13 protein-coding genes are annotated in these 19767 nt (G+C 43.0%); all 13 read right to left on the bottom strand.

Annotated elements, in window-relative coordinates; translation table 11 throughout:
* Positions 1-48 precede the first annotated feature (48 nt).
* A complete protein-coding gene (locus H580_RS0121405) occupies positions 49-390 on the bottom strand; it encodes a YxeA family protein (protein ID WP_028596602.1) in 342 nt (113 codons plus the stop codon).
* Between the two features lie 62 nt (positions 391-452).
* Positions 453-2375, bottom strand: a complete 1923-nt coding sequence (locus H580_RS0121400) for an ABC transporter permease (RefSeq protein WP_245583616.1) — start codon at positions 2373-2375, stop codon at positions 453-455.
* Entirely contained in the window at positions 2353-3138 is a 786-nt protein-coding gene (locus tag H580_RS0121395) for an ABC transporter ATP-binding protein (RefSeq protein WP_028596600.1), read from the bottom strand. Before H580_RS0121395 ends, H580_RS0121400 begins: the two co-directional genes overlap by 23 nt.
* Positions 3139-3354: 216 nt before the next feature.
* On the bottom strand, positions 3355-4380 hold the full coding sequence (locus tag H580_RS0121390; protein ID WP_028596599.1) for a sensor histidine kinase: 1026 nt from the start codon (positions 4378-4380) through the stop codon (positions 3355-3357).
* Between the two features lie 16 nt (positions 4381-4396).
* Positions 4397-5074: a response regulator transcription factor gene (locus tag H580_RS0121385; RefSeq protein ID WP_036605635.1), complete on the bottom strand. Its 678-nt coding sequence runs from the start codon at positions 5072-5074 to the stop codon at positions 4397-4399.
* 262 nt (positions 5075-5336) lie between these two features.
* Entirely contained in the window at positions 5337-6542 is a 1206-nt protein-coding gene (locus H580_RS0121380) for a DUF4179 domain-containing protein (RefSeq protein WP_028596597.1), read from the bottom strand.
* The gene (locus tag H580_RS0121375) at positions 6508-7116 is read right to left on the bottom strand and encodes an RNA polymerase sigma factor (RefSeq protein ID WP_028596596.1); all 609 of its coding nucleotides are present in this window, start codon (positions 7114-7116) and stop codon (positions 6508-6510) included. Before H580_RS0121375 ends, H580_RS0121380 begins: the two co-directional genes overlap by 35 nt.
* Before the next feature lie 455 nt (positions 7117-7571).
* On the bottom strand, positions 7572-10325 hold the full coding sequence (locus H580_RS25090; protein ID WP_051217632.1) for a cytochrome P450: 2754 nt from the start codon (positions 10323-10325) through the stop codon (positions 7572-7574).
* Positions 10326-10470: 145 nt separating this feature from the next.
* On the bottom strand, positions 10471-11055 hold the full coding sequence (locus H580_RS0121365) for a TetR/AcrR family transcriptional regulator (protein ID WP_036605611.1): 585 nt from the start codon (positions 11053-11055) through the stop codon (positions 10471-10473).
* Positions 11056-11249: 194 nt separating this feature from the next.
* Positions 11250-12458, bottom strand: a complete 1209-nt coding sequence (locus H580_RS0121360; RefSeq protein WP_036605610.1) for an oxalate decarboxylase family bicupin — start codon at positions 12456-12458, stop codon at positions 11250-11252.
* A gap of 349 nt (positions 12459-12807) precedes the next feature.
* On the bottom strand, positions 12808-17937 hold the full coding sequence (locus H580_RS25085; protein ID WP_036605609.1) for an S-layer homology domain-containing protein: 5130 nt from the start codon (positions 17935-17937) through the stop codon (positions 12808-12810).
* Between the two features lie 346 nt (positions 17938-18283).
* Complete coding sequence (locus H580_RS0121350; RefSeq protein WP_028596593.1) at positions 18284-19405, bottom strand: response regulator; 1122 nt, start codon at positions 19403-19405, stop codon at positions 18284-18286.
* A 233-nt stretch (positions 19406-19638) separates the two neighbouring features.
* Positions 19639-19761 (bottom strand): NmrA family NAD(P)-binding protein, encoded by a 123-nt coding sequence (locus H580_RS26310; RefSeq protein ID WP_157283047.1) that lies wholly within the window; start codon positions 19759-19761, stop codon positions 19639-19641.
* Positions 19762-19767: the final 6 nt, after the last annotated feature.

The following is a 19767-nucleotide window of genomic DNA, read 5'->3' as shown; positions in this document are numbered from 1 at the left end:
CGTTCTAATTGAAACATGTATGAACCACTATCGTGTTAACTCTGTAGGTTAAAACTTGATGTTCTTTGGAAGGCTGTCATCCTCTATTTTTTCCCACTTTTCTGTATACTGACCTTTTGCCATCACTTTCAGGTAGGTTCCTTGCTCCAACTCACTACTCGTACTGAAGTTCACATTTCTCTTTTTGCCTTCATCATTGAATCCTGTGAGCTGATACTTAAAACGTTTGCCGTCTGGTTCATCGGGTTCTGGCTGTTCATTGATTTGAACATATACATATTCTTTCGTAAAGAACGGATTAAAGCGATCCAGATCCTCTCTGTACATTAGCACTGTACCCACAATAATGATGAGCATCACCATTACAAAAATTGTTCCTGACTTTTTCATAACCTAATTTCACCTGTCCTTAAAAAATGAATGAGAGGTACACAAGTTGTGGCAATTACGTATTACGACTTTAATGCACCTTTAACGATTCGCTTGTAATAATTAATGGTTAGTACCGCGAATAAGAAGTAAATAAAGATGTAAGCCCCCATCGCAATCGCTGACGGTACCGTAATATCTGAAATTAGCAACACTTTTGCTGCCTTTACTGCAAATATCGAGTGCAGCAGCCCAATTGCGAGTGGAATCGCGAAGACAAATAGTTGTTTGCGAATAATTCCTCCCATGATATCCTTCACATCAAATCCGAGCTGCCTTAACGTCTTATAACTTTGCTTCTCCTGTTCCGCTTCTGTCATTTGCTTAAAATAAAGAATGCTACCCGTTGCAATCAAGAACACAAGCCCCAAAAATGCTGCAATGAAAATAAATATGCCGAATAATTGAAGATAGCCTTTATACTCCGTATGGAAGTTCGGCATATACTCACCTTCAGATATATATTTCTCATACAACTCAGCTGCCTTGGCGCGCGCTTGCTCATTCGCAATCTGGTACGTATCGAGAACAATGACCTCATTGAAATCAGCTCTTGGCAATTTTTCCTTAAGATCATTCATAAGTGACTCAGACACGACATATTGGTTGCCATGCACATTGAAGTTGATCGCATTTTTAACGACAAGCTGTGTCAGTTCAAGTGTTGTTGTACCCCCGATATGCTCTATTTCCACCGTACCTGGATACGTCTGCTTATCGGAATCCAAATTCATATTCGCATGCGCATCGTAATGAATAGCTTGTCCTTGGTCAGGCAGGATGACATCGATACCAGATTGACGAAGCTGTTCTGCTGGAAGCAGCAGCATGCTGTCCTTGCCATCCTCACTTCCAACTTTGCCAAGCAGCTTCACGGTTTCAATCGGTTGATAGACGAAAGAAATGTCGGCCTTTTCTAATTCCTTACTAAAGGACTTCGCTGCTTGTGGATTGTTCTCAAAAATAAAATCGTACGGCATCTGCGCTCTTGTGTCTGCCTTTGCAGAATAGTAAAGCGAGTATGAAACTGCCACCATCGTCAATGTCATCGCCGACAATATAGTGATTAATGTAAGTGAGTTTGCATTCGCCTTCATGCGATGCATGAGTGGTGCAAGTGACACACTATTTTTCAACCCCAGATGGCCGTCTTTATTTTTACGTATCGTACAGAACAGCCAACTAATCGTGACGCGAAACAGCAAATAAGTGCCTAAAATCGTCGATCCTAGTACGAGAAGCATATCGAGCAATAACGTGTCCTCGGTCATCCTCCCAGATAGAGAGTAACCATATACGATTAATGAAATGCCCATGACCGCAATAATTGCAGAGATGATACTGTTCTTCTCTCGAGGGTGCTCTGCTTGTTGATCCGCACGAAACAATTCAAGCAAGGTATGGTTATAAACCGTGCGTACAATTTGAATCGAAGTAAGCACAATTAGCAAGCTAAAAATGATAATCGTTTGTATGGCTGCTTCGATTGAAAATGAAATGTTGACCATTCCTGCAAAGCCAATTAGCTTTAGTAAGATAATAAGGAAAAGTCGTGCTATTAAGGCTCCGCCACAAATGCCTAACAGAAGCGCACCAAGACCAAGCAATATATTTTCAATTACAAGTAAGCGTGCCACCGCTTTTCTCGTTAATCCAATCAACTGATAGACGCCAATTTCCTTACTACGACGCTTCAAAAAAATCTGATTGGCATAGAACGCGAACACCACCACGATGAAAAGCAGCAGCATTCCCGCAACTTTAAATGCCGTATTGAAGCTAGCATCTGAAGCCATCACTTTGAGCGTAGCCTCATCATACTGCAAGGTTGAAAATACGAAGTATAATCCGGTACTGAAAATAAGAGCAAAAAAGTAAAGATAATAATGCTTCACATTTTTACGCATGCTGCGAATAATGAGGTCAAATAGCGTCAACGTTGTCACCCCCGAGAACGGCCTGCACGTTCAAAATATCTTTAAAGAAGGCCTGTCTCGTTTTATCTCCGCGATACAATTCCGAATAGATAGTACCATCTTTCAAAAATACGACACGATTGCAGTAGCTCGAAGCGACTGGATCATGTGTAACCATCATAATCGTGACGCCCTGCTTCTTATTGATATCTTCCATTGTTCCGAGCAAGTCCGAAGCGGACTTCGAATCGAGTGCTCCTGTCGGCTCATCGGCAAACACCATCGAGGGCTTATGAATAAGTGCGCGCCCTGCTGATGTACGCTGCTTCTGCCCTCCTGAGATTTCATGCGGATATTTATGCGCCAGTTCTTCGATGCCAAGAATGGATGTGATCGTATGGAACTGCTGCTCCACGTCTTTCTTCTTTATCTTGCCGAGAGAGATCGGCAGAAGGATATTTTCCTTGACCGTTAGTGTGTCGAGCAAGTTGTAATCTTGAAAGATAAAGCCTAATTTATCGCGTCGGAACAACGATAGCTCCGCATCTTTCATTTTCGCGATATCGACATTCTGGATTAGTATAGAACCTTCCGTTGGACGGTCAATAGTTGCTAGGACGTTCAACAAGGTTGTCTTTCCTGAGCCAGATGGCCCCATAATACCTACGAATTCCCCTTCCAGAACGCGCAGATTAATGCCTTTTAATACTTGCTGCACATTACTCCGTGTACCATAGGATTTGCGTACATTTTGAGCATGCAGTACTGTTGATTGTGTAGTTGATTGATTCATAGATGACGAAGTTCTCCTCCCGTTTGCTTATAGCTTTATTGTAAGACTTACCGTAGGCTTGGTCGTTCGTTTCACATGACATTTCGAATTACAACGTGACATTCCTGTAACTTTGGTGAGTTCAGTTGACACTATTTTCAACCCATAATGGTATAGCCTCATCTGGAAAGGCATTTGATTATAATGACAAGCAGAGGATGAATCGTGACCTCGTTGTCATGTACGAATGGATTCGAAGGTATTTTTCGTCGTGAACGTCATCTGTATAATCGTGCCTTGATTTAATTGTGATCGTACCGTAAGCGTAATTCCTATTTTGGAGGCCACCATCTTGGCTAAATATAGACCTAATCCTGTTGCTGCATGCTGGAGCCGTCCAGTGCCGCCTGTAAAGCCTTTATCGAATATGCGTGGCAGATCATACGCTGGAATACCTGGCCCTTCATCTGTAATTGATAAGACGACATGACCAGATGATCTGGCACATGTCGTGATCGTAATTATCCCCCCGTCTGGACTGTATTTCACTGCATTCGTCAACAATTGTCTAATGATGAAGCGGCACCATTTACTGTCCGTCATCACTTCTTGCTCCGCACCCTCTATGTCAACGGCAAGGTTCTTCTCCATACACCATGAAGCCAATTCACGCACTTCTTTAGCAGCAAGCTTCTGCAATTCCGTTACTTCGAGCACAAAGTCAGACTCCAATGAAGGCAAGCGTGAAATATATAACTGCCTATCAATAAGCAAATGAATTCGCAGCCATTCTGCTTCCACTTTGCGTAGAATCGGATCATAGCGATTTGCATCTATCATCAGACGCATAGCAGTAAGTGGTGTCTTCACTTCATGTACCCAAGAAGACATATAATCCCGCTCCACTAAGTGAGCCTCATTTAACTCAGAGCATTTGTTCCGAAGAGCGTTAACTCCTGCATGCAAGGCTTCCTCCGTAACTTCATCACGGCTCAACACAGGTTCCGGCAGCTTCTCCAACCAATCCTCGTCCATGGTGTCACGAATGAGCACATCAAGCGCAGATGTGAACTTGTTTTCTTTTTTATAACGCCAAATAAGGAACACAACAAATGAAATAATCAGCAAACTATTCAAATAGATGATGGAGTATACTTGAAGTGCTAGTCCATCATCTAGCCAAATCAGTAAATTCGTGAAGCCTAATGCCCCAAGGAAAAAGAGGATCCAGCTTTTCATATCGTTCAAATATCGAATGAACATTACGATCTCCCCTTCATTAGAACGTAACCGCCATATACCCGAGACCCTTTTTGGTGACAATGGCTTCTTCCAAGTTAAAATCGGCCAGCTTATTGCGCAGCCTCGTAATATTTACGGTTAACGTATTGTCATTTACGAAACGGTCATCGTCCCATAGCTTTCGAATGAGATCCTGGCGTGTAATGATCTCATCTTTGGAATGGATGAGCGTAGCAAGGATGAAGAACTCGTTTTTTGTCAGATCAATTTCTTTGCCTTCCATACGGATAACACCGCGCTTCATATCAAGAATCGTCCCATTCCATTCAATAAAGTCCGATGCTTCTTCTCCATATGCGTATGTACGTCGAAGCATGGCTTGAATTTTTGCAAGCAGCACATCGATATTAAATGGTTTCTGAATATAGTCATCTGCCCCCATGCTCATAGCCATCACCATGTCCATTGGATGATCCCGTGAAGAAAGAAAAAGGATTGGGACCTTCGAAACTGCGCGGATCTCGCGGCACCAATGGAAACCATCATAGGCGGGCAGCTGAACATCGATAAGAACCAAATGAGGCTTCTCCTTCAGAAAAGTACCCATTACATGATGAAAATCATCTGTACCGGTAACATGGAATCCCCACTGTTCCAGCGCTTTGTTCAACAAATCCAAAATAGCGGCATCATCTTCAATAATAAGAATATTCATATTCATGCTAACTACACATCCTATCTTCTTCTCGATACATAAAATATCTTTCATAAAATGTTACTGTTATTGTTTACTTTTCTAACAGCTGTTATCAGCTTTTCATTCTTAATCGTATACATTACCTCTTGAATAACTTTTCTATATTAGCAATTAGAAATAATAGTTGTGTGAGCTATATCTGATTTTTTTCTGAATACTTTTTGGGAAATATCGTGAAAAAATAAAAAGAACCCAAATATAGTGGGTTCTCCTAAGAAAATTACTTCTTAATAGGAATGGTCAGCTCTAGATCTTTCAGATAGGTTCTATCTTGTTTGCCGTCCTTATCCAAATCCATAACACTCCAGTCTACTGTCTTCACCGTTAATGTAAACGGTCTGATCGTAATTGATTGTGGTGTGCCTTCAAATGGACTATACAAATCATCATTTTGATAGTGTAATTCAGGTAAGCGGTGGAAGTATCCAAACATACTTTGTTCCACAACGTTGCCTTTGTCGTCCACAAGCTCGTAATACACCTTACTTGCATGATACTTCCCTGTTTGTTCTGGTGATTGTGGAACTGGACCCTGGCTATCCAATACAAGGCGTGTGGACACAGGTGACAGAGTAAGCTCCTTAACTGTATAACTGAACGTTCCGTTCGATTGCGTCATGTTAGGCTTTAGAACAAGTGACTTGTTTTCTACCTTCACAGGGATTTTAAATTCAAAGATTTCCTTCACACGCGTAACTTTCAGTTGAATGGTGAGTTCAAATTCGTCAGGCAAATGTGTGAGACGATTGTATTCAACGGAAAACGCGGATTTCTCATTTAGAGGATAATCACCATGCCTCCCTGTACTTAATTGCAATTCTTGACCGTTAACAAGTAAAATCGGCTTTTCAATATAGCCCTTAAGTTTCTCGTTTTCTGGTACAATGTTTGCATGTTCATACTCCTTGCTAGCAGCATATACAAATTTCGTATCTTCATCATGATAGGGAGAGACAGTACTAGAAGGCAAATTCTCTCCCTCACGTTCTACCAAAAAGGATAAGCGCGTTCCATCATAGAGCAAATTCGTCAATTTAAGTGTAACACCATCATGGGTTACGGGTAGGTTTGGCTGAGATACAATGCCTTGATCAATAGCATGCTGCACCGCTTTTTCGCTAGTACCGTGGAAAAGTACCCCGATAACGGGAATGTTTTTCAAGGTATCAGCCATAACCGGAGATACATAGCCTGAGAAAATGACGCCAATACAGAATATACTGGCAGCTGATACCGCTATTACGGTTCGTTTAAGCAGACTAGGTCTCGATTTGGAGCGTCTTCTTGAGCGTTGTGGAATCGATCGCTCCTCAATTTTGCTCATAATTCGATCACGAAGCTGTTCGTTTGGAAGTTGCGAATCGTCTATCATTTTTTCAATCGCATCCATCTCACTGCATTCCGTTTGTCGCCGTAAATGCACCATGTATCACCTCTCCTTTCTTTTTTCTGCGCTCGATCAGCTTGTGACGGAGCCGCTCATATTTTTTTCGTACGGTAGCGGGCTTAAGTTCCAATATTTCACTTATTTCCTCAAAGGTATACTTTTCGACACTTTTCAATAGTAAAATGTGACGCTCTTCAGAAGTTAGATGTGTGAGCAGCTCATGGATTACGGGCTCATGTTGAGACAAGGTTTGCGAAGGCATAGGTTGCACTTCTTCTTCACAGCGTTCAATTAGCTTGAACCAGCGGCTTTGCTTTTTCTTTATATTCATTAAATGATGATAGGCCATCTTGTACAGCCAAGCTGAGAAAGAGACTTGTCTCGTGTACTGATGAAGATGCTCATAAGCACGAATAAAAATCTCTTGTACCGCATCTTCGGTTTCAGCATGATTTTTCAAAATATAATAGCAATACGTATACATTTGCCTATCAAATTGAATCATAATTGATTTGTAAGCCTGTACCTCTCCTGCCTTGACTTGTTCAACAATCGCTTCGATTGCCTCACTTTTTTGTAAGCTATCCATATCCCCGGGGCTAGCTGTCTGCAAGAGATCACCTCCTGTCTTGTTGTTTACCAATATAACAATTGCAGTCTTTCATTTTGTGACATGGTGTGAGAAATATTTTTTGATTGGTTTGTTTCTGCTTCGAATGATCAAAAAAAACGCCCTCTCAGGCGGTATTTTCTTCGTAAAGGCTAGCTTAATTTCAAATTCTACGACTCATATCTCACATTTCTTAGATATGCTACGTTCCTGTTTAGCTTTAGAGAGAAACAGAATGTTGGGAGTGATTACGGAGAGCAATAATATACGTTAGAATCAATAGTAGTAAGGACTTCTACTTTTCCATCCAGAAATGGAATAAGAAAAAGCCCCAGCTCCACTTCAAACCGTGGTAACTTGAGGCTTCATTTCATGACTATTAACGACTAAGCATATGCAAGTATTCGTGTAGACCAGCTCAATGCGTCATTGATGCAAAAGCGCATCTGTTCTCTTCCCTATTTATGGGTAGCCCCCATTTCAATGGTCGCTTGGAAGCCTGATTCAGGCGTTCGAACAAATATGAGTATTTCCTCTCCAGGCTGACTTGAAGCCAAGCTTGTCGAAGAAACACCTTTGTATTCGCCATTACCACACCTTGCTGGCCCGTTCACGACCGCTACCGTTATACTCGTTTGATCCCGATATTTTCTTGGTGAGCTTGATATGGAATAATATCTTGGCTTCAGTGGTGGAAGCAGCTCAAGAAACTTCACGAATGGAAGCTCACAAGCTTCATATTTTTCTAATAGCGTTAGCATGGAGAGTCGTGTGCTCAACACTTGGTCCTTATAAACATCCTCCTCTAACAAAGCTTCCAACTCCCGTTGGTGGGGCGGACATACCGTATGAGCTGCAAGCTCACGTATTTGAGCCCGAGTAGCAGGCTCTTGCATTTCGACACTATGGCTCAGTAGATCACGAATAGTTACGGGTTGACCCATAGGAAGATGGGACATCTCTAGCCCATTTGCCGTTAGTACGAGTTGATCGTCCCCTTGGAGTCGGAATCTCCGAAGCACTCGATCTATATTTTCTTTACTATTGCGCGGCAGAACCCCTAAGTGACCACCTTCACGATACGTAATCCCTTGTGGCAATTGAATCTCAATATGCTTTGTACTCCGCTCGCTAGTTGTAGATTGAAGTTCACGATTATCCAACACAGTCGCGTAAAACGCATCATAGGTCCGCACAAGTGGTTCTGCAGCTGTTCTGTTAACAAATTGAACATGAAGTGCTTGTTGAACAGGCTCAGATTCAGACGAATCGTCAATGCCAAAACGATTTCTAACATCCTCCCATAGTGTTTCACGCCATTGTTCCAATTGCTGATCAAAATCACCGCCGGCATCCGCCTCACCGCGAGACGAGATCCGTATCCCCCCTTTTCGTGCAAGCTGCTCATCGATAAATCGAGGTACATCTTGATACGTATTTGACCAATTGCGATCGCCACAGCCAAATACAGCATAATGCACACCTGCGAATTCACCATCTTCTACTTCTTCCAGCCATCTAACAAACTGTGTCGCATTTCTTGGCGCTTTCCCATTGTAAGAAGCGGTAACGATGATAACAGCACCATCTTGCGGAAGCTTGCCAATGGATTCATTTAAGGAAGCAACCTCGCTACTTATTCCAAATGAGCGCGCTGTATTTACTAGCTCTCTTGCTATCCCCTCTGCCGTTCCTAAATTGGAGCCGTAAAGCACAAGTAAAGATGAGGAATCCGTAGAAGCTACAGACTCTGCCTTCACATTGTCATCGATGTTTGCTCCAGTACTAGCTATCGTTTTCCCTATCATCCACTGCTGAGTAGGCATGCTTGTACTCTCTTTATGCTCCCGCTGCTTCACTTGAATGCTAAAATTATCTGGTTTAAGCGTCAACGTCTCTTTTACTTTCAACTCATAATTACGATAATCAATGAATTCAAAATGTTTAAGAATCATGCCCAGCGCCAAGATCGCTTCATGTAGGGCAAACTGCATCCCTATGCATGCCCGCTCCCCATTGCCAAAAGGCTTGTAAGCATGATTCGGCACTTTCGTCGGGTCCGCAAAGCGCTCTGGACGGAACTGTTCCGCGTCTTCACCCCATGCATCCTTGTCCCGATGCAGCTGAGGCAGCAGCACGATAAGGCTCTCTCCTTTTTTGATCGGATATTCGCCGCCTAATATCGTATCTTCTCTAGCATATACTTCAAAGGCTGGTGCTGTAGGCCATAAACGCAATGCTTCATTTAAGATCATGCGAACATATTTGAGCTGAAGAACTTGTTCATACGTCGGAGTTGGGCTGGTTAGCACTTGGTCGACTTCTTCATACGCTTTTCTCAGTGCATCTGGATGCTTCAGCAAAAAATAAAGGGCGAACGATAATAGTCCACTCGTCGTCTCATGCCCCGCAATAAGGAAGGTAATAATTTGGTAGCGAATATTTTCATCATCCAATTGTTCTCCTGTATCAGGGTCTCTACCTTCCAGCATGCGTGCAAGCAGATCAATTTCCCCAGATCCTCCACTTGTTTTACGTTCATGAATAAGTGTATCGACCAATGCAAACATCGTTTGGATATCTTCCTTGTATTGCATTCTCGTCTTCACCATCAACATATTTTGAAGCTTGATCCGATTGCTGCTGCGCATTGCTTCATCCAGCGCACGCACCATACTCAAAATAAACGGGCTGTGCTCTTCCCTGTAAAAACTATTAAAGCGATAGTTGAATCCGCACAAGCCTATCGTATCGAGTGTAAGACGGGTCATGTCATCCGCTACATCAATCGTGTCATTCGGATTCAAACGCGCCCATTTCTGAACAAGCTGTGAAGCGATGTCGACCATCATCGTATGATAGCCTTTCATCGCTTGCTGACTGAACGTTGGAAGAAGAATATTGTGAGCCTTTTTCCAGTTCGGCTCAGTCGTCCAACTTGTAAATAGAGCATCGCCACCGATGTCACGAAGATTAGTCAGCTCTTTACCGAGATATTTGTCAAATCGTGTAACATCGCAAAGTTCAGCTACCAACTTATGCCCAGACACGATTAGAGTTGAAATTCCAGGGACTGTAAACTTATAAATAGGCCCATATTGTTCGGCTATTTGAACAAGAGACCATAAAGGAGCATCTTTATTAATTAAAGGCAAGTTACCAAGGGGGCCATATGATTTGGGTTGAGGAATATATCCGGCTTCTCTTATCATCATAAACATCCTTTCAACTATCCGAATGGTTTACGTACAAGATTCAGGTGATATACGCTGGTGACTTACTAGGAAGGTAGAAAATTTCATGAGTAATTCAGAATTCATCCAAAGAATGCTAGTAAAAAGGATGTATCCCATAACATTATCGCGACGATGCTGTGGCATTAGCTTTAACACCATGAAACAATGTATCTAGGACCAGTTTTGCTGCTGAACGCTTAGCAACATGCCCGCTTTGTACTTGCTGCCATGTCAAAATGAGTACAGAGTAAAACACATGTAATATCCATTCGCTGTTCATATCCTGTCGGATACTTCCACGCTGCTGTAAAGTTTCTATTACTTCTCGGATGGGCTCCAATATTTTAGCTTCAGCTGCAAGTATTTCTTCATTGCAATAAAGATGGTTGTCTTGAATAAGAAAATGTATCTTATCTCCATATGGAATAAGCTCTTCAACCACAGTTGGGATGTAAGCTTCGATATGCTCATCATTTTTCGGAATCTGGTTTAATATTTCTCCAACTACTGTGATCGAACGTAAGGCCAGTTGCCCAAACAACTGCTCTCTACATTCTACATAACGGTGCAGTGTAGCAATTCCTATACCTGCGTAGTCTGCAATATCATTCATAGACGCTGTAGGCTTGTTGACTAAAATCTCTGTTGCCGCATCCAATATCGCATGGAGCTTATTCTCCTTGGTGACAGACCTTCCATGACTCACTTTGATCCCTTCTTTCGTACGAACGATTTATATAATGATAGATCATTCTATCATATGATTGTATTTTATATGATATACTTGCTTATTTCAACTACATAAGGAGAACCGTCGACGAGCAAACATCTTTAATTTACCCCTGAGCTCATGCAAAATAAGCCGCAGATTCCCTGCGGCTCTTCAAGCATAATACTTATTTATTTCCCTTTCCTTGGATAATACGAAAATCCAGGATATTTCACGACCGGATACTTCTCTTTACGCAAAGCATTCATTAACTCAGGTCCTACTTGTAAATTGTCTTCTACAAGTTGACGCGGGGTTAGTGCCATCCATTGATTCAAGGACACATCTGCAAATCGATCGCTCTTAAATATTTCAAGAAACCAAAGACTTTGATCGCCAGTGTTCTGCACATAGTGGCCATTTGCAAATGGCACATACCCTACATCACCAGCCCGTACGTTAAAGGTTCGCGCAACCCCATTTGCTGCAAATACCGTCATGCGCCCCGTTCCTGACAAGTAATATTGCCATTCATCATTATTGGGGTGCCAATGCAGTTCACGCATGGCCCCCGGTTTGACTTCTACTAAAGCTGCTGCAATCTTTACGGAAATAGGAAAATTGGTGGAGTCAACGATACGAACGCTGCCCCCGGGTGTAACTAATGGAGTTTGTGCTAGGAGTCGATGAGCGAATGTTTTTGGCACCGTACCAAATGGGTCTGGTACAGCTTGTGAATCAATTGGTCCGGGCACTGCTGCTTGGAAAATGTATCTTTGCTCTTTCGGTATGTTTGCAAAGGCACTTTCCGGCACACCGAAATTAGCAGATAACACATCCTTCGGTGTATGAGCAAACCAATCTGAAATCGATAACGTATCAAAATCTGAGAAATGCCCATCGTCAAATACAAGCAAAAATTCGCAACCTTCCTCTAAGCCTTGAATAGAATGAGGAATTCCAGGTGGGAAGTACCATAAATCACCTGGACCAACGTCCGCGATAAAATTACGCCCATCTTGATCGACCGCCGTAATTCGAGCTCTTCCCAGAATCATAAAAGACCATTCCGCTTGTGTATGCCAATGCAGCTCACGCACGCCGCCTGGAGTTAGCCGCATATTTACTCCTGCTATCGTTGTCGCAATTGGAAGTTCTCGAATCGTTACTTGCCGCGACCAGCCACCATGATTCAACTGCATAGGCGCATCGGAAAAAGAAAATCTCATATTAGGCATCGTTCCCGCATCGGTCGCTGGCGGGACAAGCATATCTGGATTTTGCATATCGAGCATGATGTTGCGAGGACCTAGATCGGTCGCGCCCGCTCCATCGCTGCGAATCGGTTGTGGAATAGGTATCTTTCTATGTTGATGAGGGATATCAGGGATATCATTCATGAGGCATTCCCACCTCTCTCTTCTCACGATCAGCGATTTATACAAATTATGATGTACAACATGGACATTATGTGTTCCGACGGTAAATTGAAAGTAACCTAAGCATCATGAATCGCTAATGGAAAGCTCCCAGTTAATAGTTGAGACAAAGAAAGATTTCATTTCGCAAATGCTACGCTTTGTCTCGCTAAATAGTTTTTGTTTGTGTCCTTTCGCTCGCACAAAAATGGCGCCCCTCACACAAAGGAGGGACGCCTTTCCATTTTATTCAAGAATGAAGCACCGCGATTCCAAATCAATCGCTGCCGGATGTGTTTTCATTCTCGGGTTGTAACCTTACCTTAATTTCCTACTTAATTGGGCTGTTCAACGTCCTTTTCCACGTTTCACTACCGTCTGCATTGCGTGTCGATTCATGCGATACGGTTGCTTCTTGAACATCGCCAAAGCCCCAATGGCTTGTCGGCATGTCTGGGAACAGAGGGTCAAGGCCTTTCAATGGACCGCGATAGAGCATGCGGTTTATCATCGTAACCGCTTCTACGCGATTAATTTTTTGAGTTGGCTTAAACGTCCCATCTGTATATCCACCAAGGAATCTACCGCTATATAGCGCTTCGATCGTGTTCCCCGCCCAATGCTTGGACGTATCGGCAAAATGATGCGAAACAGGCGGGTATATTTCAAGCTTCAAGAAACGAGCCATAACAGAAGCAAGCTCCCCACGCGTAACTGGCGCATCTGGACGGAAAGTGTTGTCCTTATATCCACTGAAATAACCGTGTTTTGTTGCAATTTTAATCGAATTAGTCGCCCAATGCCCTGAACGAATATCCGTATAGGTTAGCGTGTCGCTGCTAACAACTCCCGGTTCTGTGAGGCGTGCTACGATAGCTGCAAGTTCCGCACGAGTCAAATATCCATAAGGTTTGAACTCTTTATCTGGGAAACCAACGATATAACGTGGGTGCTCAAGCGTACCGAAGCGATCAGAGAACACGTTCACTTTAATGACTGCTTTGGCCTTATTGTCATTAGTGCCAATAACAGCAAATTCACCGTGAATGTCGAAGATCGTGTCCGCTGCTTTCATTTGCGGCCATTGAATCACCGGTTTGAAGCTGTCGCTCTTACCACCGGGAAGATTAGACACTTTCCATACAATTGTATTTCCCGTTACAGTTCCGCCAGCAGCATCTACAACGACAACTCCTTCAGGAAGCGTGATGCGAACTTCCGCGGTAGAAACTGTGCTTGTAGATACGTTCTTATAATGAATCGTTAGATGGGATTTCTCCCCTTCTTTTACTTTGTTCTTATCAATCTCCATTTGAAGCGCGAGTTTCGTCGTTGGATCCGGTGTCGGAACAGGTGTAACCGTATTGCCGCCGTTATTATCATTACTGCCATTACCGCTGTTAATCGGCTTCATTTGAAGATCATGCCGCACAATTTCCCATTCAACGGACAATACGGGACTTGTATAAGATTCATATCCACTCTTTGTAACAAGCAGAACATAATCCGTCTCTGGATAAACCATATAAGCATAGAAACCGTTAGCATCGCTCAATTGTACAGGACTTGCGTTATCGTTCGGTGCAAACCCTGCAATTGCAGGCAGCTTGACGCCTTCTACAGGAACAAGACCTTTTGCAATATTTCTCCGCGTGTTCGCGTATTGAAGGGTAACTTTCGCACCTTCAATGACTTTATTCGTAACTGCATCTGTAATTGTTCCGTATGGATCAATCAACTCAGTGGAAATATTCATTTCCCCTGATGCTGTTACTTTAACAGGAGCTCGGCTCATAATGATAGATTGACCAGGTACTACTTCATAGCGCACCTCTAGCTCATATTCACCGATTGCGATACCATCAGCATGAAATACGCCTTGTCCTTGCAGTTGGAACGCTTTTGGCGCTCCATTGTGCATCACGTATGTACCATCTTGTTTCTTCAGGTAAACGCTAGCTTTGTTAAGTACTTCTGGAGCTAGTACAGACGTATTTCCATTCGACTGCTTGAACAAGATGATACCTGTCGCCGTTCTATCCGAATCGAAGCTTTGATTGCCTGCTCCAGTCACCTCGCCAACTGGCGCCTTTTGCTTGTAGCTAACTGGCGTTGACTCGCCACCGATCATGACATGCTGTGTGACCGTTAAATCATAAATCACATCGCCTTTCGGAACTACGACGCTATACGCACCATGTTGATCCGTTTTAACCGTTTCATCAAAATCTGCACCTGGTGTGATTATGCCATCGCCATTCAGATCAAGCGTTACTCTAACACTTGCGCCTGCCACTGGCTTATTGCTGTCACCTGATGTCACAACGCCTTTAATGGAAGCCGGCATGAACGTAATCTTAATTTCCTTTTCCGCAGCTAATCCAAGCTTGGTGTCATTTACGGTCGCTTTAAGCGGAATTTCTTGTGGAGCTACGCCAGTAATCTTTGCAGATTGATACGTTACTTGCGCAATTCCTTCTGCATTCGTTACTGCTTTATTGCCACCAATAAATTGACCAGTGTTCGACGGAGCACTGAATACGACCTCAACACCCGCTAAAGGCATCCCGCTCTCATCTTGAAGTTTTGCCGTCAGTACCGTGGAAGACTTACCATCTCCCAAAATACTAGCTGGATCAGCTGTAAGGGTTAGGCTAGAACTCGGCACCTTGAACGTATTGTCAGCGAGTTTGTCAGCGGCCTCAGATTGAATAACTGTACCAATTCCATTCACTGCTGTATACGTTACCGAATGCAATCCTCCGATTAAGGATGTAGGAACAATATAATCACGGCTCTCCCATTTCTTATAGCCATCTACAGCCCAAGTAGCTGCATTGGTAAGCTTAAGTGAAACAGAAGTACCATCAACTACAGCAGTTACACCCTCCGCGGCAATGGTACTCACAGCAGAAAGTTTCAACGGCTGATTAGGAATCGCTCTAGCTGGATCCGAATCACCTTCTTGCTTATCCCCTGTCCATCCATTTAATGCTTTATGGATTGTAATGGCTACCGTTCCAGGTGACACGCTCGTATTACCATCTGGGTCAGTGACAATATAAGTAAAGCTATCTTGACCATATGTAAAACCAGCGTTCGGTGTATACATCCAAGTCGCACCTGTTGGATCAGATGGATCTATCGTCAATACCCCATTCTTGGGAGGTGCAGCAATTCCATACGTAATTCCCGTTACGCTCTCACGATCCGTTCCAAGCAATACGATAGAAACGGACGATTGACCTTCATCAGCATCAACGGTTACAGACTCCGCAACAGGAATACCATTGTAAGAAATGTTGATGCTTCCTGATTGCTCGGATTGATGCATACCATCAAATCCAAGCCATGGAATCACCACAGTGCTGCCATCCGGCAATGTAGGAGATGTTTCGAATTGTAAGCTGCCTAGCTCTGCCGCTGTTAATATTACCGCACTACCAGGGTTTAGATATACTGCACCAGTTACGCTGGACGTATATTTCAATCTTCCCTTGTTCGCTAAGTCAGGCGGAACCAGAAGTTGAACTTTTTCTAGCAGATCACCATCTTTATCGGTATAAGCAGGAGCTGCTGAAAAATCTGTTGTTGCAAAATCAATCGTTGCACCTATCGTGCCGGACTTGTTCACTTGACCTACAACAGGAGGTGTATTAATAACAATCGTTACCGTTTTGGATTCAAGTGGATATTGCAATCCATCCGATCCGCTCCATTTGAAATCGACGATACCTACAGCATCCGGGGCTGGAATGAACTTCAATCGATCGATGTCAGCCGCTTCAATCTCTTGCCCTGCCACTACATCTACGGCTGCACCAGATGAAGGAACGATCACCAGCTTCCCTTTTGTAGAATCAGGGAGTGTTTCGATGCGCATTTTTTCAAGCGGTTCATTACCTGGATCGATATAATTCGGTGCAAAATCTCCTGCCTTCGTAAATGGAAGCTCCGCATCTCCTGCTTTCATAACTTTGCGAATATCCTTTACTTCAGGTGAACTATTGACTGTAACTAGGGCAACATCTACGGCAAACTTCGTCCCGTTGTATCCATTCCACAGGAATTCAACCGTACCGTCAAACCCAGCTGCCACTGGTACAAAAGTGAGTTTGTTCAACTCATTCACAGGAATAAGCTGATTAGCTGTTACCGCTATACCGTCTAATTGAAGCTGTCCTTTTACCGGATCTGGCAGCGTTACGATCTTCACACTTTGCAAGTTGTCCCCGTTAGGAGCGCCACCGTTTATTTTGAAATACTTTGACTTGAAGTCATCTGCCGAGAACGCTGTCGGAGCAGAACGATAACCCGACTTTGCAATATCAGCTACCAGTGGATCATGTGTCGAGAAAGTTACAACATGCTGAGCTTCGCCCGCATTTGTATACCCTTCTGCCTTTCGCCCATTGCCACGATCTTCGAACAAAATAACATTGACGACATATTCCTTAGAAGGATCTATCGTTCTATCGGTAATAACGATGTTGTTCCAGTTCTCTGTCTTGCCTGCATCTGCTCCCGGGAACAGTTTCTGAGAAATACCTAGATTTCGTTCTACCTCTTGATTACCTACTTTTGATTTCTCGATGACATTGACTTCCATGGAATAATCTCCAGGCACTTTCGGAATAAAGCCTGTATCAATCGTCACTTTGCCTCGTTCTACTTTTAGGTCTGCTTGCGTAATCTCAGCAGCTTCACGAGAACCGCCATCAATGATTAGCTGTGCCCAGTCCACCGTCATTTGCCAGTTCGTGTTAGGTGCATCCGAGCGCATATCTTGATAATAATGGTGAATCGTAATCCCTACATAGTTGTCTCCCTGAGCAATACGATGGAATTCATTTGGTTGGAAATTCAACACAGTCGTATTCCATTTGGTGTCTTGCCCTGACAAAGCACCTAGATAGGCTGCTTGCGTAATCTCATTTTTGTACCCTTGTCCATTAGGAGCAATACCCGATCCTGCAATATTGTTCGTCCATTTTGTGGTTTTAGGCCAAACTGTGTAGGCTTTACCAAAAGAAATATCATTCGCATTTGATGAAAAATAAACACGATCCCACTCCCCATTGGTGCCAGCGGCCACATTATATTCATCCACATCCAATGCTCGAATGAGCAGCTGTGCACTTTTCGTAGGAAGTTTGTTTACGTTTGGTATTTTAAACTCAACTGGATACTTGCTATAAATATCACCAGGTTTATTTTGATTTTTCAAACCAACATCCAAATCCCCGTCAGCCGCAGCGTTACTTGCCCCGCCACCCCAGTTATCAGAGTCAACAAAAAATGTTCCTCCAGCAATGGATGATGTGGATGCCGCATTAACTGGTGTTAAAGGAACCATGAGCTGTCCGCAGAGCAATACAAAGGTCATTAAAAGTGCTCCAAGCCGTTTTCCGAATGCCCCCTTTCTTTTCAAACTTGTCTTTCTCGGTTGCAGTTCTTTCATTGATTCTACTCCTTCTATACAACTGCTGGGAGCGACACATATAGTAACATTCATAACTGAACAATTACTGTACATTAGCTTTTTTTTGCAAATCAAAAAAGCCCCCTCCATCATCGATTGATGATCACATGGAAGGCGGCTTTCCTACTTGTCCAGCTTATCTATATTAGCAACATATGTTCATAATTAAAAGAAAAAGCATTCATCCATTTATTTGAAATGATAATCAAAAGCAGTCACATTCTCAATATTTATCTACATAGATTTTTCGATAGAATCCACCTGTTCCCGTATAGTGCCTTGTTGATTCATCGATTGGATAGATATTAAGAGCGGTTTATACAAATTATGTACGCGTTAAAAATTGTTCATACCATTGCTGGATATTCGTATTAGGCTCAATTGCAAGCTCATTCGAAAGATTCTCACTCAACTTATCAAACAACTTTTTTACTTCATATGTATTTCCCAGTTCAGCTTGAAGCCTCATCGCGTCCCATGCAATTTCCTCATTAAATGGAAAACGCTCCAACGCGTTTACATAGAAATGGAACGCTTCAAGATATTGTCCTACCTGTGTATGATATTGCGCGAGCTGCTTAGCAAGTACAAGCCAGAGTGCTCGCAACCGTTCGCGTTCGCTTTCCGCCCAAATGTAATCATAAGCTTCCAAATAATCGCCGCTGTACTGAGCAAACAGCTTATGATGGTGATCAATAGTCGACGCACGAACAGGTAACGATTCTAGCAGTTCTCGTTCCCATTGATCCATATCTAATGAAACGCTGCCCATTTCTAATCGATAGCCATTGTCTATATATTTAATCTGAATATCCACATCCAACCGTTTCAATGTTCGTCGTACTTGATACATCGTTGTGTGCAGCAAATTCGAAGCTTTATCTAGCTCACTATCAAACCAAAGTACTTCTAGGATCGATTCTTTGTGCACCGTTTGACCGCCATGAAGCAGCAAGTAGGCAAATAGTTCCTGTACCTTTAGCGTACGCCATTGAAAGTAATGAACTTGATTCTGTGCATCTCGTAAATAAAGACTTTGCATACAACACAACAAATACTGTGGTGTCTTGTTATTTTCGATTACAGATGGAAGCTGCTTATTGAGTCGTTGCATCGTTACTGACAAGCGATTGCGCTGCACCGGCTTCAGCAAGTAATCCAAAGCGTTTACCTCAAAAGCTTGAACTGCATATTCATTGTACGCTGTCACAAACACAATACGCAGCTCAGGTCGTAACTCCATCAACTTATCAGCCAACACCATGCCATTAATTTCTGGCATTTCGATATCTAGAAGAACCACATCTATCGCTTCGCGCTGAGCTAAAGCTAGCATCTCTCGTGGATCTTGAATCATAGCCACGATCTCGATCTCGTCGAAATCTTTCAACAGACGATGTAAGCTATGCAGCGCTAACTTCTCATCATCTACTAGAACAACTTTCATGGGAATTGGCTCTCCTTCCAAAGATGTAAGACCATATACCTATCTTATAATGAATACGATGGAAAGAAGCGTTATGTTTCTGTGCAATAGATTGAATGATGAAGAAAATTAGAAAAAAACCCTTACCGAGGAATATACAGTCTACGCTGCATGTATCCTACAGAAAGGGAATTCAATTTGCAGCTAATTCGACGAATGCCTAACTGCTTCATTGCAGTTTCTGTAACCGCTACTCACTCTGGATTCCGAGCAAGCAGGCGAACCTTATAACCTTCTGATAGAGCTTCCTTAACGATGACACGCCCTACCTTTCCAGTCCCACCAATTATCGCAATTGTATATATGTCTTGTTTCAATGTTCC

The sequence above is a fragment of the Paenibacillus assamensis DSM 18201 genome (assembly GCF_000422445.1).
Taxonomy (GTDB): Bacteria; Bacillota; Bacilli; order Paenibacillales; family Paenibacillaceae; genus Paenibacillus_B; species Paenibacillus_B assamensis.
The sequence above is the reverse complement of the archived record's forward strand: the minus strand, read 5'-3'. Positions and strand labels throughout refer to the sequence as shown.